This is a genomic window from uncultured Streptococcus sp. (assembly GCF_902463925.1).
Taxonomy (GTDB): Bacteria; Bacillota; Bacilli; order Lactobacillales; family Streptococcaceae; genus Streptococcus.
Genome location: NZ_CABQHE010000002.1, coordinates 50,338 through 75,092 on the forward strand (window position 1 = coordinate 50,338; position 24,755 = coordinate 75,092).

The following is a 24,755-nucleotide window of genomic DNA, read 5'->3' on the forward strand; positions in this document are numbered from 1 at the left end:
GAAGTAAATGGTTTTTATAGACGTTTTTCACGGTGGAAAGTTCGCCTCATAACGTATCAAAAATGACTAGCGGAATTTCTATAAACTCACATTTCACCAACTAGTCTTTATCTCGCTTTAGGGTAGCTAAAAAGCGTGCAACCTTACTCTTGGCATACTTAAAGTCAATATTATTTTCCTTAAGAAAGGCATCAAAGTCGTCTTTACCTCTCTTGGCATCTGAAACTTCCAATTCAAGCTCATAGTCTTTCTTATCAGCATAGACATTGACATCAAGCGCCATGAGACCAATATTGGTCTGGTATTCACGACGGGTTGTGGTTAAATGTCCGAGGATGGTTAGGTCCTCTAACTTAACACCACGTTCCAGAAGAATGGACTTGATTTGGCAATCAGGGAAGTCAAGAGACTTGGTCATAGCCTTAGCCTCTGCACATTCCATGGTGACGTTGTATTCCATATTTCCGACCTTTTCAGGAATTTTCAAGGTCAGCTCACCATGAGTGGGAAGGGTTCTGATACGCAAAGACAACTTTTTATTCCTCATGTCACTTTGGGATGTATCGATGTAGTAATTGGTTTGCGTAACAGGTGTTACATGGGAGAAAAGCACTGCTAAACGATTGTACTCGTCTTTGGTGAGCAGAGTCTTGTACTCTATCTCTAAATGGTTCATGTGTGTCCTCCCTTTTACTTTCAAATATGATATAATATAACAGATTGTATTTATTTTATAAAAAACTAAAGCTTTTGACAAGGAGGAGTCCTATCTTGACCATTGATTGGGAAGTTTTTTTAGACCCCTATATTCAGGCCGTAGGTGAACTCAAAATTAAGCTCCGAGGCATCCGTAAACAATTTCGTAAGCAAAATCGTCACTCGCCTATTGAGTTTGTGACGGGACGTGTGAAGTCCGTAGCTTCCATTGAGGAGAAAATCGCCCTTCGTGGCCTCTCAATTGAAAATTTGGCTCAAGATATGCAGGACATTGCTGGTCTCCGAGTCATGGTCCAATTTGTTGATGATGTGGATGAAGTTTTGGCTTTGCTTCGCCGACGTAGTGATATGACCATTGTTTCAGAGCGAGACTATATCAGAAACCGTAAACATTCGGGTTATCGCTCTTATCATGTTATCATTTCTTATCCGGTTGATACCATTGATGGACGTAAGGAAATTCTCGCAGAGATTCAGATTAGGACTTTAGCCATGAACTTTTGGGCCACCATTGAACATTCCCTTAATTACAAGTATCAGGGGAATTTTCCAGAGGAGATTAAGCTTCGTTTGGAAAATACGGCCCGCATGGCCTATGAGCTTGATGAAGAAATGCGTAAAATACGTGACGATATCAGAGAAGCCCAGTTGCTCTTTGATCCAATTAACAGAACTTTGAAGGATAGTGTAGGAAATAGTGATGACACAGATGAAGACCTCTTCGGATGAGATGAAGGTAGCTATTATTGCCAATGGCAAGCCCCAGAGTAGGCGTGTTGCCTCAAAACTTTTTAATACCTTTCGAGATGATACTGGTTTTTATTTGACCAAGAAAAATCCGGATGTGGTTATTTCCATTGGTGGCGATGGCATGTTGCTGTCAGCTTTTCATATGTATGAAAAAGAGCTTGCTCGTGTCCGTTTTGTAGGGATTCACACGGGACATTTGGGTTTTTACACGGATTATTTGGATAGTGAAGTGGAGCAATTAATCGAGACGCTTCGCAAGGACCGTGGTGAAAAGATTTCCTACCCTCTCTTGAATGTTAAATTGACTCTAGCTGATGGTCGCTCCTTTACGTCAATTGCCCTTAATGAAGCAGCTATCAAGCGTAATGAGAAAACTATGGCAGCCGATGTCTGTCTTAATGATGTCTTGTTTGAGAGTTTCCGTGGAGATGGCTTATCAGTATCAACGCCTACAGGATCAACGGCCTATAATAAATCTTTGGGCGGTGCTATTCTTCATCCAACGATTGAAGCCTTGCAGCTGACAGAAATTGCCAGTCTCAATAACCGTGTTTACCGTACCTTGGGTAGCCCGATTATTGTACCTAAGCATGAGAGAATTACGGTTTATCCTACCCGTATGGGAAGCTACACTCTATCGGTTGATAATAAGACCTATACCAACCGTAATGTGAAGAAGGTAGAATTCTCAATCGATCAGCGCAAAATTTCTTTCGTGGCCAGTGCTAGTCATACAAGTTTTTGGGAACGGGTCCGTGAATCCTTTATTGGAGACATGGAAGAATGAGATATGAATTTACAGTAGGGCGTTCCTGTCGGGTTAAGACCTTTTTGAAGGAGCACGATATTTCAAAAGGACTTCTAGCCAAAATTAAGTTTGAGGGTGGTCATATCTGGGTCAATGGTGAGGAGCAGTTTGTAACCTATCCTGTCCATGAGGGAGACGTGGTTGCCATAGAAATCCCTGATGAGGCACCGCATGAAACCTTGAAGCCAATTCCTTTTGACTTGGATATAGTCTATGAGGATGATAACTTCTTGGTGATTGATAAACCCTATGGCTATGCTAGTATTCCAAGTGTTAACCATGATAATACCATGGCTAACTTTGTCAAACATCACTTTGTCAGCAATAATTATCCCAACCAGCGTGTCCATATCGTGACACGTTTGGATAAGGACACATCGGGTCTCATGCTGTTTGCCAAGCATGGTTACGCCCATGCTCGTATGGATAAACAGTTGCAACAAAAGTCTATCAAGAAACATTATTATGCCTTGGTTGAAGGTGATACTAAACTTGAGCAACAGGGCGAAATCATTGCACCGATTGCGCGTGATGTGGATTCCATTATCACACGTCGAGTCCATAAATCGGGGAAATATGCTCACACTAGTTATCGTTTGGTAGCTGATTATGGCAGGGTTAAATTAGTTGATATCAATCTTCATACCGGACGTACACACCAGATTCGTGTGCACTTTGCCCACCTAGGTTTGCCTCTTTTGGGAGACGACCTTTATGGCGGGTCCCTAGACTACGGTATTAAGCGTCAAGCCTTGCATTGTCATCGTCTTGCATTTATAGATCCTTTCACCAAAAAAGAGATGGTCCATGCATCTTCCTTGACAGATGATTTTGAAACCGTTATCATGAACTTACAAACTAAAAAAGATTGATTGAGGATTTTTTATGCGTAGTCTATTTGGTGAACTTCGTGAACGTATTTCAGGGAAAGGTGTTAAGATTGTCTTCCCTGAGGGTAACGACGACCGTGTGGTTCGTGCTGCTGCCCGTTTGAAATTTGAAGGATTGGTGGATCCTATTATTTTGGGAGACCCAGCTGAGGTTCACAAAATCTTGAACGATCTTGGCTTTGCAGACTTTAACTATACGATTATTAATCCTGAAACCTATGAAGGTTTTGAGGAAATGAAGGAAAAATTTCTTGAAATCCGTAAAGGAAAAGCAACAGTCGAAGATGCAGAGAAATTGCTTGGTGATGTGAACTATTTCGGTGTTATGCTAGTTAAACTTGGTCTTGCTGATGGAATGGTTTCAGGTGCCATTCACTCAACAGCGGATACGGTACGTCCTGCCCTTCAAATTATCAAAACAAAGCCAGGCATTTCACGTACATCAGGTGTCTTCCTTATGAACCGTGAAGATACCAATCATCGTTTGATGTTTGCCGACTGTGCTATCAATATTGAACCAAATTCTCAAGAATTAGCAGAAATTGCAATTAATACTGCAGAAACAGCTAAAGTTTTTGGTATTGATCCTAAAGTGGCAATGCTTAGCTTCTCAACAAAAGGTTCTGCGAAATCACCAAAAGTTGACAGGGTTGTTCAAGCAACAAATATTGCTAAAGAAATGCGTCCTGACTTGGCTATTGATGGTGAGTTGCAGTTCGATGCAGCATTTGTTCCAGCAACAGCAGCTATTAAGGCTCCAGATAGTGACGTAGCAGGACATGCTAATGTCTTTGTATTCCCTGGTTTGCAGGCCGGAAATATCGGCTATAAGATTGCTCAACGTTTGGGAATGTTTGAGGCTATCGGACCAATTTTACAAGGTCTTAATAAACCAGTAAACGATCTTTCTCGTGGTGCGAGTGCTGAAGATATTTACAACTTAGCTATTATTACAGCTGCTCAAGCTCTTAATAATTAAAAGCAATAATAAAAGAAAGTCTGGCTAAGTGTCTGGGCTTTTTTATGCAATTCTTGTGATTAAAAATAAATCAATGTAAACTAAAGAGAACCTTTATTGATAAGGAATCGCAGTTGTTCTCGTGTTTACATATGTTATCGAATTGTACAAAATATTCTGATAAAAGCTGTGATGCTTGATTATTTATGCTATAATAAAGTTGTAAAAAATTTTTTTGGAGAAATTTTATGAAAAAAAGCAAATGGTTTGCTCTCGTGGGTGTAGCACTTCTAAGTGTTGGTGCGTTAGCGGCTTGTTCATCTAAGTCTAGTACCAGTGGTACTACTTATGGTTACGTTTACAGTTCAGATCCTGAAACTTTGGATTACATTACCTCAAATACGGGACCTACAACAACTGCTGTGACAAATGGTGTTGATGGTCTTATGGAAACAGATAAATATGGTAATCTCGTACCTTCAGTAGCTGAAGATTGGTCTGTCTCTCAAGATGGTCTGACCTATACCTATAAAATCCGTAAGGGTGTTAAATGGTATACTTCAGATGGTGAAGAGTATGCTGATGTGACTGCCAAGGACTTTGTGACGGGTCTTAAACATGCTGCGGATGCCAAAGCTGGGGCTCTCTATTTGGTACAAGATTCTATTGCTGGATTGTCTGACTATCTCTCTGGTGCCAATAAAGATTTCTCAAAGGTTGGTGTTAAGGCAATTGATGACCATACCTTGCAATATACACTTAAACGACCAGAGCCATACTGGAACTCTAAGACAACTTATGGTTTGCTTTTCCCAGTCAATGCAGACTTCCTTAAGACTAAAGGAAAAGATTTCGGTAAATCAACAGACCCAACCTCTATCTTATACAATGGTCCATTCCTTCTCAAATCTTTGACAGCTAAATCATCAATTGAGTTGACTAAGAATGAAAACTATTGGGATAAGAAGAACGTTCACTTTGATGCTATTAAATTGACCTATGATGAAGGTTCTGATCCAGAGTCTCTTGAACGTAGTTTCACTGATGGTGCTTATAGTATTGCTCGTGTCTTCCCAATGAGCTCTAACTATGCTTCTGTCGAAAAGAAATACAAAGATAATATCTTCTATACAGCAGCAGGTGCGTCAACATCAGCTATGAGTGTCAATATTGACCGTCAAAGTTACAAATATACTGCTAAAAAGACTGACGCTGAAAAGACTTCAACGAAAAAAGCTCTTTTGAATAAAGACTTCCGTCAATCAATTAACTTCGCTATTGACCGTACGGTATATCAATCACAAGTCAATGGTAAGGATGGAGCAGCTAAAGCTATTCGAAATCTCTTTGTTCCTTCTGACTTCGTTAGTGCGGGTAATAAGACCTTTGGAGATCTTGTTACTGAAAAGATGAGTTCATATGGTAATGAGTGGTCAGGTGTCAACTTTGCTGATGGTCAAGACGGTCTCTACAATGCTGAAAAAGCCAAAACTGAGTTTAGTAAGGCTAAAGAAGCTCTCCAAGGAGAAGGTGTTCAATTCCCAATTCACTTGGACCTTCCAGTTGACCAAACTTCTAAACTTAATGTTTCTCAAGCGCAATCTTTGAAACAAACTATTGAAAAATCATTGGGAAGTGACAATGTGGTGATCGATATCAACCAATTGTCATCTGATGATATGCAAAATGCAACCCTTAATGCAGCCAACGCAGCAGCAGAAGATTGGGATATTTCAAATGGTGTTATTTGGAGTCCAGACTATCAAGACCCATCAACTTATCTTAATATCTTTAAGACAACATCAAGTGAAAATACCAAGACTTTCATGGGTTATGATGATCCAAATAATGCGGCAGCAGCCCAAGTAGGACTTAAAGATTATGATGCCTTGCTTGACTCAGCCGATTCTGAAACAACAGACCTTAATGTACGTTATGATCGTTATGCTCAAGCTCAAGCTTGGTTAGAAGATAGTTCACTTGTGATGCCTTTGACGGTTGGTAACGGTGCGGCACCAGTTATCTCACGCTTAGAACCGTTTACCGGTGCTAGCATGCAGGTGGGAGATAAAAACTCATCAGACTACTTCAAATACGTTAAACCACAAGAAAAAGTAGTTACTAAGAAAGAATTTGAACAAAGTCGTGAAAAATGGCTTAAAGAAAAGAAAGTGTCTAACGAAAAAGCTCAAAAAGATCTTGAGAAACACATTAAATAAAAGGACGATGGAACTTTCTCATTTGATTGGGAAAGTTCTTTTGGAATAAGGAAGAGACATGAAAAAATACATTTTATTGAGAACCCTCCGTTCTCTATTGTCAATATTTGTCGTGACGGCCTTGACCTACACGATTATCTATACCATGGTGCCAAGGCGTTTGATTTTCAGACAGGACCCAAACTACAACAAGATTGCTAAGACAGCTGATTCTAAGGCTAACTATGAAAATACAATCTATGAACGTATGGGTTACATTGATTACTATGACACCAAGGAGTTGCAGGAGAAAGCTAGCTCCCTTGATAAGTCAGTAACCACTAAGCCAACAAAAGAAAATAAAGCTATTTACCAAAAATATGTGGATAGTTTAGGACGTGGCTGGCGTTTGCATCAATTCAAGCAAAGTAAACAATTCTATGCGACACGTGATGTGCCAGTACTTGAACGTGTATTTGGCTTCTATACGCATCTCTTTGAATTTGACAATACTGGATGGGTTAAAGATAAAACGAATCCAAACTTGAAGCGTTACATCCGTATTGAAAATGATCCAGCTATCGGTTGGTCAGTTGTTGGTTCAGGGACTAAGCACAAATATTTGCTTTACTTTAATAGTCAGTTCCCATTTGTTCACCAAAACTTTGTTAAGATGAATCTTGGAACTTCATACCCAACTTATGCTGAGCAAGGTGTTCTTGATGTTATTACCCAAGGTCAAGGGCAAACACAAAGCTCTGAGGTCAACTTCCCTACTGGTAAGAAAATATCTTCAGTAGATATCTACTCTCGTACTTATAAATCACCAAGTCAGGCTGACGCTAGGGATCGTTCTTACTATGGAAATGACCCATACACAGCTACCAAGAGTCGCTATCAATACCCATCAATGGTGACAAGTTCTGCCATTGCAGGTTTGATTGGTTTGGTCTTGTCTTATGCTTTGGCAATTCCATTGGGATCATACATGGCACGCTTTAAAAACACACTCTTTGATAGTGTGTCAACGGGTGTCTTGACTTTCTTGCTTTCACTACCAACCATCGCCTTGGTTTATATCATTCGTTTGATTGGTTCTGAGATTGGTCTTCCAGATTCCTTCCCTATCTTGGGTGCAGGTGACTGGCGTTCATACGTCTTGCCATCTGTTATTCTCGGTCTCTTGGCAACACCAGGTCTTGCTATTTGGATTCGTCGTTACATGATTGACTTGCAATCACAAGACTTCGTTCGTTTTGCACGTGCCAAAGGGTTGTCAGAACAAGAAATTTCGAACAGACACATTTTCAAGAATTCTATGGTTTCCTTGGTTTCAGGGATTCCAGCATCTATTGTTGGGGTTATCACAGGGGCTACCTTGACAGAAACAATCTTCGCCTACCCTGGTATGGGTAAAATGTTGATCGATTCTGTTCGTGCTTCAAATAACGCTATGGTTGTTGGTCTGGTATTTATTTTCACAGCCCTCACGATCTTCTCATTGCTTGTAGGTGATATCCTTATGACTATGATTGACCCACGTATCAAATTGACATCTAAAGGGGGTAAATAATGGCTTCAATTGATAAAAGTAAGTTCCAATTTGTAAAGCGCGATGATTTTGCCTCTGAAACAATTGATGCACCAGCTTATTCATACTGGAAATCAGTGATGCGTCAATTCTTTAAAAAGAAATCAACAGTAGTAATGTTGGGAGTCTTGATTGCCATCGTTTTGATGAGTTTCATCTACCCAATGTTCTCTAAATTTGACTTCAATGATGTCTCAAAAGTAAATGATTTCAGTTTGCGTTATGTACATCCAAACGCTCAATACTGGTTCGGTACTGACAGTAATGGTAAGTCTCTATTTGACAGTGTCTGGTTCGGTGCTCGTAATTCAATCCTTATCGCTGTCATTGCTACCATCCTTAATGTTGTCATTGGTTTGCTTGTGGGTGCTGTTTGGGGGATTTCTAAGACCTTCGATATGGTTATGATGGAAATCTACAACATCATCTCAAATATTCCTGACCTCCTTGTGGTTATCGTCTTGACTTACTCATTGGGTGCTGGATTCTGGAATATGATCTTTGCCATGACTGTTACAGGATGGATTGGTATTGCCTATACTATCCGTATTCAAATTATGCGTTATCGTGATTTGGAGTATAACTTGGCTTCTCGTACTTTGGGAACACCAACTGCTAAGATTGTGGTTAAAAATATCATGCCACAGCTTGTGTCAGTTATCGTAACCATGGCTAGTCAACTTTTGCCAGGATTTATCTCTTACGAAGCCTTCCTTTCATACTTTGGTTTAGGACTTCCCGTTACTACGCCTAGTCTTGGTCGTTTGATTTCAGACTATGCACAGAACGTTACAGTCAATGCTTATCTCTTCTGGATTCCATTGACTACCTTAATCCTCGTTTCCCTTGCTCTCTTTATTGTCGGTCAAAACTTGGCGGATGCCAGCGACCCACGTACGCATAGATAGGAGTCCAATATGACAGAAAATAAAAATGTAATATTATCGGCTCGCGATATCGTCGTGGAGTTTGACGTTCGTGACCGTGTTTTGACAGCTATTCGAGGAGTTTCCCTTGACTTGGTTGAAGGTGAAGTTTTAGCCTTGGTTGGTGAGTCTGGTTCAGGTAAATCAGTATTGACTAAGACTTTCACAGGGATGCTTGAAGAAAATGGTCGTGTAGCTAGCGGTTCTATTGATTATCGTGGCCAAGATTTGACTAAGCTTAAGAGTCACCAAGATTGGGCACCTATTCGTGGGGCTAAGATTGCGACTATTTTCCAAGATCCTATGACCAGTCTTGACCCCATTAAGACAATTGGTAGCCAAATTGTTGAAGTCATTGTCAAACACCAAGGAAAATCAGTCAGAGAAGCTAAAAAAATGGCTATTGATTACATGGATAAGGTTGGTATTCCAGATGCTGAAAAACGTTTCAACGAATATCCTTTCCAATACTCTGGTGGGATGCGTCAACGTATCGTCATCGCCATTGCCTTGGCTTGTCGTCCTGATGTCCTTATCTGTGACGAGCCAACAACTGCCCTTGATGTGACCATTCAAGCTCAAATCATTGACCTCTTGAAATCTCTCAAAGAGGAGTACGGTTTCTCAGTGATTTTCATTACCCATGATCTTGGTGTGGTAGCAAGTATCGCTGACAAGGTTGCTGTTATGTATGCTGGTGAAATCATTGAGTACGCAACGGTTGAGGAAATTTTCTATGAGCCTTGTCACCCATACACGTGGAGCTTGCTTTCAAGCTTACCACAGTTGGCTGACGATAAGGGTGAGCTTTTCTCAATTCCAGGGACACCACCATCACTTTATACACCGATTGTTGGAGATGCCTTTGCCTTGCGTTCAGACTATGCCATGCAAATTGACTTTGAGGAAAAAGCACCACAATTCCAAGTTTCAGATACTCACTGGGCTAAGACCTGGCTCTTACATGAGGATGCACCAAAAGTTGAAAAACCTGCGGTTATCCAAAATCTACATGAAAAAATCCGTGCCAATATGGGATTTGCACATTTAGAAGATGAGGAGGAAGGCAATGTCTGAGAAGTTAGTTGAAGTAAAAGATGTGGAGATTTCCTTCGGTGAAGGAAGCAAGAAATTCGTTGCGGTCCACAATGCTAATTTTTTCATCAACAAGGGTGAAACCTTTTCCCTCGTTGGTGAGTCTGGTAGTGGTAAAACTACTATCGGTCGTGCCATTATTGGTCTAAATGATACAAGTAATGGTGAGATTATTTTTGACGGTAAGAAAATCAATGGACACTTATCGCACTCTGAGAAAAACGACCTTATTCGTCGTATTCAGATGATTTTCCAAGACCCTGCGGCTAGTTTAAATGAACGTGCAACAGTTGATTATATCTTGTCTGAGGGCTTGCATAACTTCCATCTCTATAAGGATGAGGAAGATCGTAAAGCCAAAATCAAGGAAATTATCAAAGAAGTGGGACTTCTTGAGGAACACTTGACACGTTACCCTCACGAATTTTCTGGGGGACAACGTCAACGTATTGGGATTGCACGTTCCTTGGTTATGCAACCTGACTTGGTCATCGCTGACGAACCTATCTCAGCCCTTGACGTGTCAGTCCGTGCCCAAGTTTTGAACTTGCTTAAGAAATTCCAAAAAGAGTTGGGATTGACCTACCTCTTTATCGCTCACGACTTGTCAGTGGTCCGTTTCATTTCTGACCGTATCGCTGTTATCTATAAGGGGACAATCGTGGAAGTTGCTGAGACAGAAGAACTCTATAACAATCCTATCCACCCTTACACCAAGTCACTCTTGTCTGCTGTTCCTATTCCAGATCCAATCTTGGAACGTAAGAAAGTCTTGAAGGTTTATGATCCAAACCAACACGACTATTCGGTTGATAAACCAGAAATGGTGGAAGTACGTCCAGGTCACTTCGTTTGGGGTAACAAGAAAGAAATTGAGACTTATCGTAAAGAACAAAGTAAGTAAGTCTTTTCAATGCAAAAAAAATCGTGTTCCACAAGGAACACGGTTTTTCTTTAGTCTAAATTTAAGCGCTTTGTCATGATATAGTAGGTACCAAAGTAACTTGCTGCGATGAGAATGAGAGATTGAACTAGACTAAAGATATATGACGAGTTATTAATTATAGTGTTTGTTGCATTTCCGGTCAAGGATGCACCGATTCCAAAGAAGAAACCAATAAAGAACAGGATAGCCTGAATGGCGAAATAGGCGACAAATCCCATAAGAACTTTGTTATTATTGAAGAGGTTTCCGATACTGATACAGAGGTAATAGAATAGGATACTGCCAATTGTTCCTAAAATTGTAGTAGGGATGAAGAGATAGAGAGCTCCCATTTCTTTTAAGATTTGACCAAAGTAGCTGGTAGTCAGTAAGATATCTTTCATATCAAGGTTGAAAGTCGCTATAATGCCAATTGAAGCGAGTACAACGAGAGATGAAATCGTATCTAAAATAAAAGCTGCCAAAAGTTTAGACAAGATTAATTGGTGCACTGAAACAGGAAGTGTGTTGCTTAGGTAGCCTTCTCGTCCAAAGACGCTAGTCGCAAAGCGTTTGATAATGAGAACAATGGTTGCGATATAGATGGTTCCCCAAACAACAATGGTAGCAATCACAATCAGTGTGAAGAAAGCCATAAACAGTAAGCTTGGTTCCTTGTGGCTGTGTTCAAAGGTGACCGTTAATTTCTGAAGCATTAAGCCCAAAGGTATGGACAGTAGGATAGCAATACCATAGATGCCGAGATACCATTTACGGACTGATTGTAATTCATATTTAACTAATTTCCAAAACATGCTCATACCTCCTAGTTGTGGAACATCTCTCTAAAGAGTTTGTCGATAGATTTGCCATGGGCTTGACGAATATTATCAGCGTCACCCTGAAGTTCAATCTGACCGTACTTTAAGAAGACAACTTCATCTAGAACGGATTCAATATCTGCAATCAAATGAGTTGAAATGATAACAGAAGCATCTTCAGAGTATTGGTTGATGATGGTTTTAAGGATGTAGTCACGTGACGCAGGATCGACACCACCGATAGGTTCATCGAGGAGATAGAGTTTAGCCTCACGACTCATAACCAAAATCAACTGAACTTTTTCTTTGTTACCTTTTGAAAGATCTTTAAGGCGCAAATCAGGCTGTAGCTTTAGATCCTGCAAGAGTTGCAAGGCAAGGGGATAGCGAAAGTCAGCATAGAAATCTTGGAAGAAGTCCAAGTAGTATTGGATAGTCTTACTTTCATCTAAATAAGTTGTATCAGGTAGATATGCCACTTGAGCTTTGGTGATAGGTGATGGCTGAAATCCATTAATAGTTACTAAACCAGAAGTTGGTTGGAGGAGGCCATTCAAAATCTTGATGAGAGTTGTTTTACCACTACCGTTTGGTCCTAAGAGACCAATGATTTTACCAGAAGGAATGGACATGGTCACATCTCTAAGGGCTGGAATACCATGATAGGTCTTGGTGAGATTTGTTAGAGTTACAATATCAGTCATCGGTCTATAAGTCCTTTCCTGTTTGTTCGATGTAGTCAGTAATGATAGCTTTGATTTCAGGTGAGCTAAAACCAATAGCTGCCATCTCAGTGACAAAGTTTTTCATGAGACTTTGGGCAATCTCGTGTCGTTTTTGATCAATAAGTTTTTCATCTTCGGTAACAAAGCGACCAGAGGTACGGGCAGAATAGACCAGCCCCTCTTTTTCAAGTTCTTGGAAGGCTCTTTGTACGGTGTTGGGATTGACCCCAGCTTCCTGAGCGAATTCCCTTACAGGTAGGAGTTGTTGTCCCATGCTCAATTCCTTGGAAGCTATCTTCAGTTTGACGCGATAGGCGATTTGGAGATAGATTGGCGATTTTTCATCAAATGTCCAAGCCATAAGAGACTCCTTTCTAAAAGTATAATAGTATTATTTTTGTACTACCGTAATGATACAATTAAAACGATAAATTTGCAAGTAAAATGCCATATTTTCTCTAATTTCTTTGGCTTTTCCCAAACTTATATTCCTATTTTTGGTACAATAGGGGCAAGTATATTCGACCTGAAGGGAGATTATTTTGAAAATTTTAGCAACAGATATGGATGGTACCTTTCTAGACCATCTTGGTGCCTATGACAAAGCACGTTTGGATAACCTTTTGGATGCTTGTGAAGCTAAAGATTATGTTTTTACTGTAGCTTCTGGCCGAGCTCTCTTGGCTTTGGAAGAGCTTTTTGATGGATTTGTGGACCGCATTGCGATTATTGCGGAAAATGGGGCCTTGGTTCAGTACAAGGGAGAGGTCTTGTTCGAGTCCAAGCTAGACCCTAAAGATTATTTGGAAATTGCAGATACAACCCTAGCCTTGCCAACTTGTGAGGGAATTCTTTTATCAGGCCGTCGTGGTGCCTATGCACCAAATGATGCAGACCCAGCCTATCTTAAGGCCATGGAACGTTACTATGAAAATGTTATGGCAACGGACCTTGACGCGGTCACAGATGATATTTTCAAGGTAACTGCTAAGTTCCAAGGGGACACCATCATGGAACGTGGTGACTACCTCAACACAATCTTTGAGGATATGACAGCTGTGACAACTGGCTTTGATTCTATGGATATTATCCTTAAAGGTGTGGACAAGGGCTTTGGTCTCTACCATCTTTGTCAAGAGTTGGGATGCCAGGCTTCAGATGTTGTAGCCTTTGGTGACAATCTCAATGATATGGAGATGTTGACCTTTGCAGGGTATGCGGTTGCTACGGAAAATGCGCGTGATGAGATTAAGGTAGTAGCAGACGAGGTGATTGGTCACCATAAAGACGGTGCAGTTTTTGACTACATGGAAGGATTGGTGGGCTCAGATGTCTGAGATTAAATTATTGGCCTTGGACCTAGATGGGACCCTCTTTACCAAGGATAAGCAAGTAACAGCTGAAAATAGAGCTGCTCTGAAGGCGGCAGAAGCTAAGGGAGTTCATGTGGTCATTACGACTGGTCGTCCTCTGCCAGCTATTACTCATATCTTGGAAGATTTGGGCTTGTTAGATGATAAGCACTATAGTGTGACCTTCAATGGTGGCTTGGTTCAGCGTAATAATGGGGATATCCTCATAAAGAAAGAGATGAGTCGAGAAGATTTAAAGCAGATTTATGCTGTCTTTGAACCTCTAGGGCTCCCTATGGATGTTATCAGTGATGGCATTGTTTATGGTGTTCCGAGTAAAGGCAATCATTCTCTCTATCGTCAGGCTAATCCTACCTTGACCTTCGTTGATGTGGAGAGTATTGATGACATTCCTGAAAATATCGTCTATAATAAGGTAGTTACGGTCTGTGAGGAAGCATTTTTGGATGCCCAAATTCAAGAGCTACCTGACCATCTATACCAAGCGTTTGAGGTCCTTAAGTCTCGTGAGATTATCCTTGAAGTCATGCCCAAAGGAGTTCATAAGGCTGTGGGCTTGAAACTTTTGTCTGATTATCTTGCCCTTGATAAAAGTCAGGTTATGGCTATGGGAGACGAGGAAAATGACTTGACTATGTTGGAGTGGGCTGGTCTAGGTGTGGCTATGGCAAATGCTGTTCCTAAGGTTAAGGCTGTTGCCAAGGCAGTAACGACAAAAACTAATGAGGAATCTGGAGTGGCTGAGGCCATCCACAAGTATATTCTAGATAAATAAGGAGAACCAAATGGGTCTATTTGATCGATTGTTTGGACAAGAGGAAAATCAGTCACAGGAGACTGTAGCAAATCAGGAAATTTCAGAAACTGAGGCTCTTGATAATCAAGACTTATCAACAAGTAAAGGGACAAGCCAAAGTAAAACAGAACAGCTCAGTGAGTCAGAGACTCAAGTAGAAGAGATTTCGTCTACAGAATCTGTTGAAGAAAGCGAACCTACAGTGACAGAGGAAAGTGAAGCAGAGGGCGTATCAGAGTCAGAAGAAAGCCAAGTCGCTGTGGATAACCATTTCGCAGATGTCATGGCTGATTACTATGCTAAAAAGGCTCAGGTAGCTGCTGCTGCAGAAAAAGGTGAAACAGTTACTTTTGAGGCTGTTCAAACCCGTAAAGTTGAGGAAAAACCTGAAGAAGTTCAGGCTTCAAAAACTGAAACAGAACAAGAAAAATATAATCGTACCCTTAAGAAGACGCGTACAGGTTTTGCTGCCCGCCTGAATGAATTCTTTGCGAATTTCCGTCGAGTTGATGAGGAGTTCTTCGAAGAATTGGAAGAAATGCTGATTCTTTCCGATGTTGGTGTTAATGTTGCCACGCAATTAACGGAAGACTTGCGCTATGAAGCCCGCCTAGAAAATGTTAAAAAGACTGAGGATTTGCAACGCTTGATTATTGAAAAACTTGTGGATATCTACGAGAAGGACGATGTTTACAAGGAGCAGATTAATTTCCAAGATGGTTTAACAGTCATGCTTTTCGTTGGTGTCAACGGGGTTGGTAAGACAACGTCTATCGGTAAGTTGGCGCATAAATACAAACAAGAAGGCAAAAAAGTTATGTTGGTAGCTGCTGATACCTTCCGTGCGGGAGCTGTCGCTCAGTTGGTTGAGTGGGGACGTCGTGTTGATGTGCCAGTAGTGACTGGTGCTGAGAAGGCTGACCCGGCTTCAGTGGTTTTTGACGGTATGGAAAAGGCTCTTGCTGAAGGAGTTGACGTCCTTATGATTGATACTGCGGGACGTTTGCAAAATAAAGACAATCTTATGGCAGAGCTTGAAAAGATTGGTCGTATTATCAAGCGTGTGGTTCCAGAAGCACCTCATGAAACCCTCTTGGCCTTGGATGCCTCAACAGGTCAAAATGCCCTTAGTCAGGCCAAGGAATTTTCAAAAATCACACCTCTTACAGGTCTTGTCTTGACTAAGTTGGACGGTAGTGCCAAGGGTGGTGTGGTTCTAGCCATTCGCCAAGAGTTGGATATTCCAGTGAAGTTAATTGGTTTTGGTGAGAAAATTGATGATATTGGTGAGTTCCATTCAGAAGAATTCATGCAAGGTCTCTTGACTGGTTTGGTTTAAAAGAGTGTTTAAAAAGAGTGAGTACTGGGAAAAGGGATTCACTCTTTTTAATGGTGTCCTCACCTTGAAAAAAGTCGCTTTTATTGATAGAATAGTAAGAAAATACGACTGCTTTGAAAAGTGAGCTGTAACTTAATCATTGAACAACCCCTAAGCCATAAAAAGAGATGATTTACTTCTCTTTTTTAAGGTGAGTCATAAGAAGAATTTTAATCTTAGTTTAAGGAGAAGACATGTCTGAACGTGGACTTTTAATTGTTTTTTCAGGGCCTTCTGGTGTCGGAAAAGGAACTGTTCGTCAGGAGATTTTTTCAACACCTGACCACAAATTTGAATACTCAGTATCAATGACCACACGTGCTCAACGTCCTGGTGAAGTTGATGGGAAGGATTATTTCTTCCGTTCGCGTGAGGAATTCGAAGAGCTTATTCGTAATGGTCAAATGTTGGAATATGCTGAGTATGTAGGTAACTACTACGGAACACCTTTGACTTATGTCAATGAAACCTTGGATAAAGGGATTGATGTTTTCCTTGAAATCGAGGTTCAAGGGGCCCTACAGGTTAAGAAAAAGGTTCCAGATGCTGTCTTTATCTTTTTGACACCACCAGATTTGAACGAACTTGAAGAACGTTTAGTTGGCCGTGGGACAGATTCTGAAGAAGTTATTGCTCAACGTATCGAGCGTGCGCGTGAAGAAATTGCTCTCATGAGCGAATACGATTATGCCATTGTCAATGACAAAGTTCCTTTGGCTGCTGAGCGTGTCAAACGTGTCATTGAAGCAGAACACTTCCGAGTTGACCGTGTGATTGGCCGCTATCGTAATATGATTTCTGAAAAGAAATTGTCAGATAAATAAATTAGAAATAGGTATAGAATTATGATGTTGAAACCCTCTATTGATAAACTTTTGGATAAAGTGCCTTCAAAATATTCATTAGTTATTTTGCAAGCAAAACGTGCCCATGAATTGGCAGCTGGTGCTGAACCTACTCAAGAATTTTCGGCTGTAAAATCTACGCTTCAAGCCCTTGAAGAAATTGAATCTGGTAATGTCACTATCCACCCAGATCCAGAAGCTAAACGTGAATTGGCACGTTTGAAAGTTATCCAAGCGCGTCTTGCTGCTGAGGAAGAAGAACGTAAAATCAAAGAACAAATCGCTAAAGAAAAAGAAGAAGGCGATAAAATCTAAAATCAAAGTCTTGCTTTGGTTTACGAGGATAGGAGGAGCTGAGGCATAGTGTCTCAGCTTCCTTCTTTATGATGAATATCACTAGCTCAAGATTTCTGGAGCTTAGGAAATCGCTGGTCCAAAGGTGAAGAGAGGAGATATATGGTTTTAGTTGCACAAATAATTGTAGATGTTCCTCTGATGCAGACGGACAGGCCTTATAGTTACCTTGTACCGGAAACCATGCAAGCACAAATCGCCATCGGTATACGGGTTCATGTGCCTTTTGGTAAAGGAAATCGTCTATTGCAAGGTTTTGTTATTGGTTTAGAAGATCAGGAGAACTTAAGAGATTTTCCTGAATTGAAACCTATCGCTGAGCTTTTAGATTATGAGCCAGTCCTTAATCAGGATCAGCTGGATTTGGCTGATCAGATGCGACATACGGTCTTTTCCTATAAGATTTCCATCTTGAAGTCAATGCTACCTGGTCTCCTTAATTCACAGTACGATAAGGTTATCATGGCAACTGATAAACTGAGTGAAGAGGATAAACAGACTTTTCTTCAGGGGCAGGACCATATTCTTTTCTCGCAGTTGTCAGAGGAGCAGCGTCAAGCCATTCCTCGTCTGGTCCAGTCTGGGCGTGTAACGGTTGATTACCTTGCTAAGGATAAGCAGAACATTAAGACTGAGAAGCACTATAGTGTTCAAAAGGGCATTCTTGAGACTTTGGCTATTTCGCAACGGGCTAAGAGGCGTTTGGAGATGCGAGACTTCTTGCTCGAGAAGAGCGAGTCAGGGAAGGTGGCAGACCTCCACAAGCTTTTTTCACGAGATGTGGTTAAGTTTTTCATTGGGGCTAGAGCTCTAGTCATCACTGAAGTTGAGGTCAATCGTGCTGATAGCTACTTTGAAAAAGTAGAGAAGACGGATTTTCTAGAGCTTAATGCTCAGCAGGCACATGCGGTTGAAGAAATGACAGGTCAGATTGGTCATGGTGGGAAGCCGTTCTTGTTGGAAGGAGTGACGGGGTCAGGTAAGACTGAGGTTTACCTGCATCTTATTGAGAGAACCTTGGCTATGGGAAAAACTGCCATTGTCTTGGTTCCAGAAATTTCTCTGACGCCACAAATGACCAATCGTTTCATCTCCCGTTTTGGTGACTTGGTAGCCATCATGCATTCAGGCTTGTCAGATGGTGAAAAATTTGACGAGTGGCGTAAGGTTAGGTCTGGTCAAGCAAAGGTTGTCGTAGGAGCACGTTCTGCTATCTTTGCTCCCTTGGACAATATTGGAGCAATCATTATCGATGAGGAGCATGAGGCGACCTATAAGCAGGAATCCAATCCTCGTTACCATGCTAGAGATGTGGCCTTGCTTAGGACTAAGAGTCATGGAGCTGTGCTTGTACTTGGGTCAGCTACGCCTTCTATTGAGTCGCGAGCAAGGGCTCAGAAAGGGGTCTACCATTTTCTTGAGTTGACGGAGAGGGCCAATCCTAAGGCTAAAATTCCGCAGGTGGAAGTGGTGGACTTTAAGGACTTTGTGGGTCGACAAGAGGCGAGTGATTTTACGCCCCCTCTCTTAGAGAAAATCCGAGAGCGATTGGCACGTAAGGAACAAGTCGTTTTGATGTTGAATCGTCGTGGTTATTCTTCATTTGTTATGTGTCGTGACTGTGGCTATGTGGATGACTGTCCCAACTGTGATATTTCACTGACTCTGCATATGGATACTAAGACCATGAATTGTCACTACTGTGATTTTCAAAAAGCTATTCCTCATGTTTGTCCTAACTGTCAGAGTCGCCAGATTCGCTATTATGGGACTGGGACACAGAAGGCTTATGATCAATTGACGGAACTTTTGCCAGAAGCCAGAGTGATTCGTATGGATGTTGATACCACACGTAAAAAAGGCGCTCACGAGAAGCTCCTAGAGACTTTTGGAAGTGGCCAGGCTGATATTCTGCTAGGAACCCAAATGATTGCCAAGGGCTTGGATTTTCCCAATGTTACCTTGGTAGGGGTCTTAAATGCGGATACATCGCTAAATTTGCCAGATTTTCGTTCGGCTGAGCGTACCTTCCAGCTTTTGACACAGGTGGCTGGTCGTGCTGGTCGTGCGGACAAGGAAGGGGAAGTTATTATTCAGACATATAACCCTAGTCATTATGCCATTCGTTTTGCTAAGCAACAGGATTATGAGGGATTTTATGCCTATGAGATGGGGATTCGCCGTCAGTTGGCCTATCCGCCCTATTTCTATACGGTAGGGATCACGTTTTCTCACAAGGATGAAGAGTTTGTGGTTCGTAAGAGCTATGAGGTCATGGCATATTTAAGAGAACACTTATCGGACAAGGTGACTTTCTTGGGACCAACACCAAAACCTATTGCCCGAACACATAACCTTTATCATTATCAGATTATTATCAAATACCGTTTTGAGGATAACTTGGAAGAAACGCTTAATAGGATCCTTGATATGACTCAGGAACCTGAAAACAAGGACCTGCGTTTGATTATTGATCACGAGCCTCAGAATTTTACCTAATCTAGAAAAGGAAGAATATGACAAAAATAGTATTTATGGGAACGCCAGCATTTTCAGCGACAGTGCTGGAGGGACTTTTGACAGATGAGCGTTACGATATTGTTGCTGTGGTGACGCAACCAGACCGTGCTGTCGGCCGTAAAAAAGAAATCCGCATGACACCGGTCAAGGAAGTAGCCTTGGCGCATGACTTACCAATCTATCAACCTGAAAAGTTGTCAGGTTCCGAGGAAATGGCACAACTTATGTCACTTGGTGCTGATGGGATTGTTACAGCAGCTTATGGACAATTTTTGCCAAGCAAGTTGCTTGATAGCATGGATTTTGCGGTGAATGTTCACGCTTCACTCTTGCCCAAATACCGTGGTGGAGCACCTATCCATTATGCCATTATCAATGGTGATGCAGAAGCGGGTGTGACAATCATGGAAATGGTCAAGGAAATGGATGCTGGTGACATGGTCAGCCAAAAGGCCTTGCCAATTCTGGACCAAGATAATGTCGGTACTATGTTTGAAAAATTGGCAGTCTTGGGTCGTGACCTATTGCTTGAAACCTTGCCTGCCTACATTGCTGGAGAAATCAAACCTGTTCCTCAAGATGCCAGTCAGGTAACGTTTTCACCAAACATTAGCCCAGAAGAGGAACGCCTTGATTGGAATAAGTCGGCTCGTGACATCTTTAATCAAATTCGTGGCATGTACCCATGGCCCGTGGCACATACTTTGCTTGATGGCAAACGTTTCAAAATTTATGAAGGAGACTTAGTAGAAGGGCAAGGGCAGGCTGGTCATATTATCGAAAAAACTAAGAAGAGTTTGGTCGTTGCGACTGGTCAAGGAGCTATTTCGCTTAAGAGTGTTCAGCCTGCAGGTAAACCTCGTATGGCTATTGCCGATTTCCTTAATGGAGTCGGTCGCAATCTTGAAGTAGGTGATGCATTTGGCCAATGATTGGAAAAAAACAGCCCGTGGACAGGCACTTGAAATCTTAGAAGATGTCTTCCAGGAAGGGGCTTACTCAAATATTGCCCTCAATGCACGTCTGAGCAATTCATATCTAACAGATAAGGACAAGGCACTGGTAACGGAAATTGTTTATGGGACCGTAGCTCGTAAGATTACTTTGGAGTGGATTTTAGCCCATGTCATCGAGGACCGAGATAAGCTTGAACCTTGGGTCTATGACCTCTTGCTTTTGAGTCTCTACCAGTTGGCCTATTTAGATAAGATTCCAGCCCATGCGGTGGTTAATGATGCGGTTTCTATTGCCAAAAATCGTGGCAATAAAAAGGGTGCTGAGAAGCTGGTGAATGCTGTTCTTCGTAAACTATCTAGCCAGCCTTTGCCAGATCCAAGCAAGATTAAACGCGTCAATAAACGCTATTCTGTTCAGTATTCTTTACCTGTATGGTTGGTAAAAAAACTTATCGACCAGTATGGAGAGGACCGTGCCCTTGCTATTTTCCAAAGTCTCTTTGTTAGAAATAAGGCTAGTGTCCGTGTGACGGACGTGTCCCGTATGGAAGAAATTGCGGAGGCCACTGGGGCTGAGCGTTCAGCTTTGTCACCAGTTGGGCTTGTTAAATCTTCGGGTTATTTTGCTGGGACTGATTATTTTAAAGAGGGTTTATTGACCATTCAGGATGAGACCAGTCAACTGGTTGCGCCAACTTTAGGGATTCAAGGTGAGGAAGAAATCCTGGATGCTTGTGCAGCACCTGGAGGTAAGACTGTCCATATGGCTTCATACTTGACAAGTGGACATGTGACGGCGCTTGACCTCTATGATCATAAGCTTGTCCTTATCGAAGAAAACGCACAACGTCTTGGTCTAGCTGATAAGGTTAAGACTCAGAAGCTGGATGCTAGTCAGGTGCATCAAGTCTTTCCATCTGATAGTTTTGACAAGATTCTAGTGGATGCTCCTTGCTCAGGGATTGGTCTCATTCGTCGAAAACCCGACATCAAATATAATAAGGATCTCCAAGACTTTGAATCCCTCAAGTCTGTGCAATTGGATATCTTATCCAGTGTTTGTCAAACTCTACGAAAAGGTGGTATAATAACCTATAGTACTTGCACCATCATAGCAGAAGAAAATCAAGAGATGATTCAAGCCTTTCTTGAGAGCCATCCTGATTTTGAGCAAGTTGCCTTGGATCATCCATGCAAGGATATCGTGGTCAATGGCTGTTTGGCTATTACCCCCGAACAGTATCTAACTGATGGTTTTTTTATCGCTCAGTTGCGTAAGAAGGTCTAGGGTTACAGAGGAGGAAACACTGACGCAAGTCAGAAAGAGAATTATGGAAATATCATTATTAACAGACATTGGCCAAAAACGGTCAAACAATCAAGATTTTGTTAATAAATTTGTCAACAAGGCTGGTGTTACACTTGTCATTGTTGCAGATGGAATGGGTGGACACCGTGCTGGAAATATTGCCAGTGAGATGTCAGTAACTGACCTTGGTCGTAACTGGATTAACACTGATCTTCGTGAGTTGAGCCAAATTCGTGATTGGATGATTGCTGCCATCGATGAAGAAAATCGTAAAATCTATGAGCTTGGTCAAAATGAAGAATATAAAGGAATGGGAACTACTATCGAGGTTCTTGCCTTAGTTGATAATGCTGTGATTTTCGCTCATGTTGGGGATTCACGTATTTCTCTTATCCGTAATGGTGAGTATAAGCAATTAACGAACGATCACTCCTTGGTTAATGCTCTTATCAAGGCTGGTCAGTTGACAGAAGAAGAAGCAGCAGTTCACCCACAACGTAATATTATTACGCAATCTATAGGGCAAGCTGCTCCAGTTGAAGCAGATCTGGGTGTTCAACAATTGGAACCGGGAGATTATATTTTGGCCAATTCAGATGGATTGACTAATATGATTTCAATTGAACAGATTATTCATATTGTTAACAGTCCTGGTTTCGTCGAAGAAAAAACCAGTCGTTTAGTTGCCGCTGCCAATGAGGCCGGTGGTTATGATAATATTACCGTTGCTCTCATCAAAGTAGAAAGTGAGGAAGGATAATGATCCAAGTTGGCAAATTGTTTGCTGGACGTTATCGAATCCTTAAGTCTATCGGACGTGGTGGTATGGCGGATGTTTATCTGGCTAACGACCTGATTCTGGATAATGAAAGTGTAGCTATTAAGGTGCTACGTACCAATTATCAAACTGATCAGGTTGCTGTAGCGCGTTTCCAGCGTGAAGCGCGTGCCATGGCTGAGCTTAGCCATCCGAATATAGTTGCGATTCGAGATATCGGTGAAGAAGACGGTCAGCAGTTCTTGGTGATGGAGTATGTGGACGGTTCGGACTTGAAGAGATTCATTCAAGACCATGCTCCATTGTCTAACCAAGATGTTGTGCGTATTATGGGGGAAGTCCTTTCTGCCATGACTCTTGCCCACCAAAAGGGCATTATTCACCGTGACCTTAAGCCACAGAACGTTCTATTAACTAAGGATGGTAGAGCTAAGGTTACAGACTTTGGTATCGCAGTAGCATTTGCTGAAACCAGTCTGACACAAACTAACTCAATGTTGGGGTCAGTCCATTATTTGTCACCAGAACAGGCACGTGGTTCTAAAGCCACTATCCAAAGTGATATCTATGCTATGGGGATTATGCTCTTTGAAATGTTGACAGGACATATTCCTTTTGATGGCGATAGTGCAGTAACCATTGCACTTCAACATTTCCAAAAGCCCCTACCATCGATTTTGGCTGAGAACCGTAATGTTCCTCAAGCTTTAGAAAATGTTGTTATTAGAGCAACTGCTAAAAAGCTTGAAAATCGTTACAACAGTACTTTGGAAATGAGTCGCGACCTAGTAACTAGTTTGCATCCTAGTCATAGTCGTGATTCTAAGGTAGTTTTTGATGATATGACGGATACTAAGACCCTACCAAAGGTTGATTCAGTTCCATCAGTAGGTCCTGAGAAAAAGGTTTCTCCTAAACCATCAGAGCCAACACCGGCTCCAAGCAAACAACCGAGGGAAAAAGCTTCTCTAGCTAAAAAGAAGAAAAATATCTTTTCAACTCTACTCAAGGTTCTCCTAGGCTTAGTCTTTATAGGAATTATCATTTTTGCCTATCTTGTTTTTACCAATCCTGATAATGTCCAAGTACCAAATGTTGTAGGTCAAGAGTTGTCAACAGCTCAGACGAAACTTGAAAGTGCAGGCTTTAAGGTTGGCGATGTTAATGAAGTCGAGGATGATTCAGTCGATAAGGGCAAAGTTATCAAGACCGACCCTACAGCTGGGACAACGCGTAAAGAGGGAACAAGCATTGATGTCTATGTTTCTTCTGGTAGCAAAGGTTTCACTCTGAAAAATTACAAGGGGAAAAATTATAAGGATGCCATTGAGGATTTAACCTCGAATTATGGGGTTTCCGAGGATCAAATTGATATTCAACATGTCGAAGACGACGATGCTAAAGAAGGTGAAATCCTATCTCAAAGTCCGGGGAAAAACAAGTCCTTCAATCCTAAAGATAGTAAGGTGAAAATCAAGTTCCGTGTGGCAACTCCTAAGACTATAACTATGCCTGATGTGACTGGTTTAACTGTCTCGACAGCAGTCCAAACCTTGAATCGTACAGATATTTCAAGTAGTAGTATTGAGTATCACGACTATAATACTGGTGTTAAGTTGGATAAGAGTAAGGTACCTAGTAATACAGAGGTACTTTATCAAGACCCACAAGTTGGTACTGCCGTTGATGGTACAGTGATTCTCTATGTTTCAGTTGTAACTGAGAGTTCAAGCATTCAACAGTCAAGCTCAGAAAGTATGATGCATTCGTCATCATCTACAAGTTCTAGTTCTTCAAGTACAACTTCTAGTACCGAAACAGCTACAGAAGCTACTCACACAGAGCAATAATAAGTTTGGAAATCTTAGATATAAGAGAAAGAGAGGTTTTCTGCCTCTCTTTTTGATTCAATTGCTTGGGGATTTTAAAGTGGTTGCTTGTCAGGAATGGCAGATTCTTTTATAATGAACGCATCACATAGAGGAGAGGCGCAATGAGAAACCGTAGAAAACTGAAAAAGGTATATTATTAGCTACGATATT

23 protein-coding genes are annotated in these 24,755 nt (G+C 41.5%); 19 read left to right on the forward strand and 4 right to left on the reverse strand.

Features of this window, described 5'->3' with window-relative positions:
- Positions 1–100 precede the first annotated feature (100 nt).
- Entirely contained in the window at positions 101–676 is a 576-nt protein-coding gene (locus tag RDY04_RS02020; RefSeq protein WP_303951616.1) for a CYTH domain-containing protein, read from the reverse strand.
- A 95-nt stretch (positions 677–771) separates the two neighbouring features.
- Between RDY04_RS02020 and RDY04_RS02025 the strand changes: the two genes are divergently transcribed.
- From RDY04_RS02025 to RDY04_RS02065, 9 genes are all read left to right on the forward strand, one after another.
- Positions 772–1,446 carry a GTP pyrophosphokinase family protein gene (locus tag RDY04_RS02025; RefSeq protein ID WP_303266834.1) on the forward strand — a complete coding sequence of 225 codons (675 nt, stop codon included), beginning with the start codon at positions 772–774 and terminating at the stop codon, positions 1,444–1,446.
- A complete protein-coding gene (locus RDY04_RS02030; RefSeq protein WP_303951618.1) occupies positions 1,418–2,254 on the forward strand; it encodes an NAD kinase in 837 nt (278 codons plus the stop codon). Before RDY04_RS02025 ends, RDY04_RS02030 begins: the two co-directional genes overlap by 29 nt.
- Positions 2,251–3,147, forward strand: coding sequence for an RluA family pseudouridine synthase (locus tag RDY04_RS02035; protein ID WP_303951621.1), 897 nt, complete (start codon positions 2,251–2,253; stop codon positions 3,145–3,147). The genes RDY04_RS02030 and RDY04_RS02035 overlap by 4 nt, the downstream gene beginning before the upstream one ends.
- 13 nt (positions 3,148–3,160) lie before the next feature.
- Positions 3,161–4,144 (forward strand): phosphate acetyltransferase, encoded by a 984-nt coding sequence (pta, locus tag RDY04_RS02040; RefSeq protein ID WP_303951622.1) that lies wholly within the window; start codon positions 3,161–3,163, stop codon positions 4,142–4,144.
- Between the two features lie 227 nt (positions 4,145–4,371).
- Positions 4,372–6,342, forward strand: coding sequence for a peptide ABC transporter substrate-binding protein (locus RDY04_RS02045; RefSeq protein ID WP_303951623.1), 1,971 nt, complete (start codon positions 4,372–4,374; stop codon positions 6,340–6,342).
- 58 nt (positions 6,343–6,400) lie between these two features.
- Positions 6,401–7,894 carry an ABC transporter permease gene (locus RDY04_RS02050; RefSeq protein WP_303951624.1) on the forward strand — a complete coding sequence of 498 codons (1,494 nt, stop codon included), beginning with the start codon at positions 6,401–6,403 and terminating at the stop codon, positions 7,892–7,894.
- A complete protein-coding gene (oppC, locus tag RDY04_RS02055; RefSeq protein WP_303951626.1) occupies positions 7,894–8,820 on the forward strand; it encodes an oligopeptide ABC transporter permease OppC in 927 nt (308 codons plus the stop codon). Before RDY04_RS02050 ends, oppC begins: the two co-directional genes overlap by 1 nt.
- Before the next feature lie 9 nt (positions 8,821–8,829).
- Positions 8,830–9,915 (forward strand): ABC transporter ATP-binding protein, encoded by a 1,086-nt coding sequence (locus RDY04_RS02060; protein WP_303951628.1) that lies wholly within the window; start codon positions 8,830–8,832, stop codon positions 9,913–9,915.
- Positions 9,908–10,837 (forward strand): ATP-binding cassette domain-containing protein, encoded by a 930-nt coding sequence (locus tag RDY04_RS02065; RefSeq protein ID WP_303951630.1) that lies wholly within the window; start codon positions 9,908–9,910, stop codon positions 10,835–10,837. Before RDY04_RS02060 ends, RDY04_RS02065 begins: the two co-directional genes overlap by 8 nt.
- Before the next feature lie 50 nt (positions 10,838–10,887).
- On the opposite strand, the gene RDY04_RS02070 is transcribed toward RDY04_RS02065, so the two are convergent.
- From RDY04_RS02070 to RDY04_RS02080, 3 genes are read right to left on the reverse strand one after another with little or no spacing between them, the layout of a single operon-like run.
- Positions 10,888–11,673 carry an ABC transporter permease gene (locus RDY04_RS02070; RefSeq protein ID WP_303951632.1) on the reverse strand — a complete coding sequence of 262 codons (786 nt, stop codon included), beginning with the start codon at positions 11,671–11,673 and terminating at the stop codon, positions 10,888–10,890.
- 11 nt (positions 11,674–11,684) lie between these two features.
- Positions 11,685–12,383 (reverse strand): ABC transporter ATP-binding protein, encoded by a 699-nt coding sequence (locus RDY04_RS02075; RefSeq protein WP_303951634.1) that lies wholly within the window; start codon positions 12,381–12,383, stop codon positions 11,685–11,687.
- A 4-nt stretch (positions 12,384–12,387) separates the two neighbouring features.
- Positions 12,388–12,765 carry a GntR family transcriptional regulator gene (locus RDY04_RS02080; protein WP_002884206.1) on the reverse strand — a complete coding sequence of 126 codons (378 nt, stop codon included), beginning with the start codon at positions 12,763–12,765 and terminating at the stop codon, positions 12,388–12,390.
- A gap of 181 nt (positions 12,766–12,946) precedes the next feature.
- Between RDY04_RS02080 and RDY04_RS02085 the strand changes: the two genes are divergently transcribed.
- The 10 genes from RDY04_RS02085 to pknB all read left to right on the forward strand — a co-directional run bounded on the left by RDY04_RS02085 (position 12,947) and on the right by pknB (position 24,563).
- Positions 12,947–13,741: an HAD-IIB family hydrolase gene (locus RDY04_RS02085; protein WP_303951637.1), complete on the forward strand. Its 795-nt coding sequence runs from the start codon at positions 12,947–12,949 to the stop codon at positions 13,739–13,741.
- Positions 13,734–14,552: a Cof-type HAD-IIB family hydrolase gene (locus RDY04_RS02090; protein ID WP_303951638.1), complete on the forward strand. Its 819-nt coding sequence runs from the start codon at positions 13,734–13,736 to the stop codon at positions 14,550–14,552. Before RDY04_RS02085 ends, RDY04_RS02090 begins: the two co-directional genes overlap by 8 nt.
- A gap of 10 nt (positions 14,553–14,562) precedes the next feature.
- The gene (ftsY, locus tag RDY04_RS02095; protein ID WP_303951639.1) at positions 14,563–15,912 is read left to right on the forward strand and encodes a signal recognition particle-docking protein FtsY; all 1,350 of its coding nucleotides are present in this window, start codon (positions 14,563–14,565) and stop codon (positions 15,910–15,912) included.
- 233 nt (positions 15,913–16,145) lie between these two features.
- The gene (gene gmk, locus RDY04_RS02100) at positions 16,146–16,775 is read left to right on the forward strand and encodes a guanylate kinase (RefSeq protein WP_303951640.1); all 630 of its coding nucleotides are present in this window, start codon (positions 16,146–16,148) and stop codon (positions 16,773–16,775) included.
- A gap of 21 nt (positions 16,776–16,796) precedes the next feature.
- Positions 16,797–17,111 (forward strand): DNA-directed RNA polymerase subunit omega, encoded by a 315-nt coding sequence (gene rpoZ, locus RDY04_RS02105; protein ID WP_003093276.1) that lies wholly within the window; start codon positions 16,797–16,799, stop codon positions 17,109–17,111.
- A 141-nt stretch (positions 17,112–17,252) separates the two neighbouring features.
- Positions 17,253–19,649, forward strand: a complete 2,397-nt coding sequence (locus RDY04_RS02110) for a primosomal protein N' (protein ID WP_303951643.1) — start codon at positions 17,253–17,255, stop codon at positions 19,647–19,649.
- 17 nt (positions 19,650–19,666) lie between these two features.
- The gene (gene fmt / locus RDY04_RS02115; RefSeq protein ID WP_003094002.1) at positions 19,667–20,602 is read left to right on the forward strand and encodes a methionyl-tRNA formyltransferase; all 936 of its coding nucleotides are present in this window, start codon (positions 19,667–19,669) and stop codon (positions 20,600–20,602) included.
- Complete coding sequence (rsmB, locus tag RDY04_RS02120) at positions 20,592–21,914, forward strand: 16S rRNA (cytosine(967)-C(5))-methyltransferase RsmB (protein WP_303951644.1); 1,323 nt, start codon at positions 20,592–20,594, stop codon at positions 21,912–21,914. Before fmt ends, rsmB begins: the two co-directional genes overlap by 11 nt.
- Before the next feature lie 43 nt (positions 21,915–21,957).
- On the forward strand, positions 21,958–22,695 hold the full coding sequence (locus tag RDY04_RS02125) for a Stp1/IreP family PP2C-type Ser/Thr phosphatase (protein WP_303951645.1): 738 nt from the start codon (positions 21,958–21,960) through the stop codon (positions 22,693–22,695).
- The gene (pknB, locus tag RDY04_RS02130) at positions 22,695–24,563 is read left to right on the forward strand and encodes a Stk1 family PASTA domain-containing Ser/Thr kinase (RefSeq protein ID WP_295494991.1); all 1,869 of its coding nucleotides are present in this window, start codon (positions 22,695–22,697) and stop codon (positions 24,561–24,563) included. Before RDY04_RS02125 ends, pknB begins: the two co-directional genes overlap by 1 nt.
- Positions 24,564–24,755 lie beyond the last annotated feature (192 nt).

What these genes read in the sequence shown, in the direction of transcription:
- RDY04_RS02020 (WP_303951616.1), bottom strand. Translation starts at nt 676, where the DNA reads ATGAACCATTTAGAGATAGAGTACAAGACTCTGCTCACCAAAGACGAG.
- RDY04_RS02030 (WP_303951618.1), top strand. Translation starts at nt 1,418, where the DNA reads ATGACACAGATGAAGACCTCTTCGGATGAGATGAAGGTAGCTATTATT.
- RDY04_RS02035 (WP_303951621.1), top strand. Translation starts at nt 2,251, where the DNA reads ATGAGATATGAATTTACAGTAGGGCGTTCCTGTCGGGTTAAGACCTTT.
- pta (WP_303951622.1), top strand. Translation starts at nt 3,161, where the DNA reads ATGCGTAGTCTATTTGGTGAACTTCGTGAACGTATTTCAGGGAAAGGT.
- RDY04_RS02045 (WP_303951623.1), top strand. Translation starts at nt 4,372, where the DNA reads ATGAAAAAAAGCAAATGGTTTGCTCTCGTGGGTGTAGCACTTCTAAGT.
- RDY04_RS02050 (WP_303951624.1), top strand. Translation starts at nt 6,401, where the DNA reads ATGAAAAAATACATTTTATTGAGAACCCTCCGTTCTCTATTGTCAATA.
- oppC (WP_303951626.1), top strand. Translation starts at nt 7,894, where the DNA reads ATGGCTTCAATTGATAAAAGTAAGTTCCAATTTGTAAAGCGCGATGAT.
- RDY04_RS02060 (WP_303951628.1), top strand. Translation starts at nt 8,830, where the DNA reads ATGACAGAAAATAAAAATGTAATATTATCGGCTCGCGATATCGTCGTG.
- RDY04_RS02065 (WP_303951630.1), top strand. Translation starts at nt 9,908, where the DNA reads ATGTCTGAGAAGTTAGTTGAAGTAAAAGATGTGGAGATTTCCTTCGGT.
- RDY04_RS02070 (WP_303951632.1), bottom strand. Translation starts at nt 11,673, where the DNA reads ATGTTTTGGAAATTAGTTAAATATGAATTACAATCAGTCCGTAAATGG.
- RDY04_RS02075 (WP_303951634.1), bottom strand. Translation starts at nt 12,383, where the DNA reads ATGACTGATATTGTAACTCTAACAAATCTCACCAAGACCTATCATGGT.
- RDY04_RS02080 (WP_002884206.1), bottom strand. Translation starts at nt 12,765, where the DNA reads ATGGCTTGGACATTTGATGAAAAATCGCCAATCTATCTCCAAATCGCC.
- RDY04_RS02090 (WP_303951638.1), top strand. Translation starts at nt 13,734, where the DNA reads ATGTCTGAGATTAAATTATTGGCCTTGGACCTAGATGGGACCCTCTTT.
- ftsY (WP_303951639.1), top strand. Translation starts at nt 14,563, where the DNA reads ATGGGTCTATTTGATCGATTGTTTGGACAAGAGGAAAATCAGTCACAG.
- gmk (WP_303951640.1), top strand. Translation starts at nt 16,146, where the DNA reads ATGTCTGAACGTGGACTTTTAATTGTTTTTTCAGGGCCTTCTGGTGTC.
- rpoZ (WP_003093276.1), top strand. Translation starts at nt 16,797, where the DNA reads ATGATGTTGAAACCCTCTATTGATAAACTTTTGGATAAAGTGCCTTCA.
- RDY04_RS02110 (WP_303951643.1), top strand. Translation starts at nt 17,253, where the DNA reads ATGGTTTTAGTTGCACAAATAATTGTAGATGTTCCTCTGATGCAGACG.
- fmt (WP_003094002.1), top strand. Translation starts at nt 19,667, where the DNA reads ATGACAAAAATAGTATTTATGGGAACGCCAGCATTTTCAGCGACAGTG.
- RDY04_RS02125 (WP_303951645.1), top strand. Translation starts at nt 21,958, where the DNA reads ATGGAAATATCATTATTAACAGACATTGGCCAAAAACGGTCAAACAAT.
- pknB (WP_295494991.1), top strand. Translation starts at nt 22,695, where the DNA reads ATGATCCAAGTTGGCAAATTGTTTGCTGGACGTTATCGAATCCTTAAG.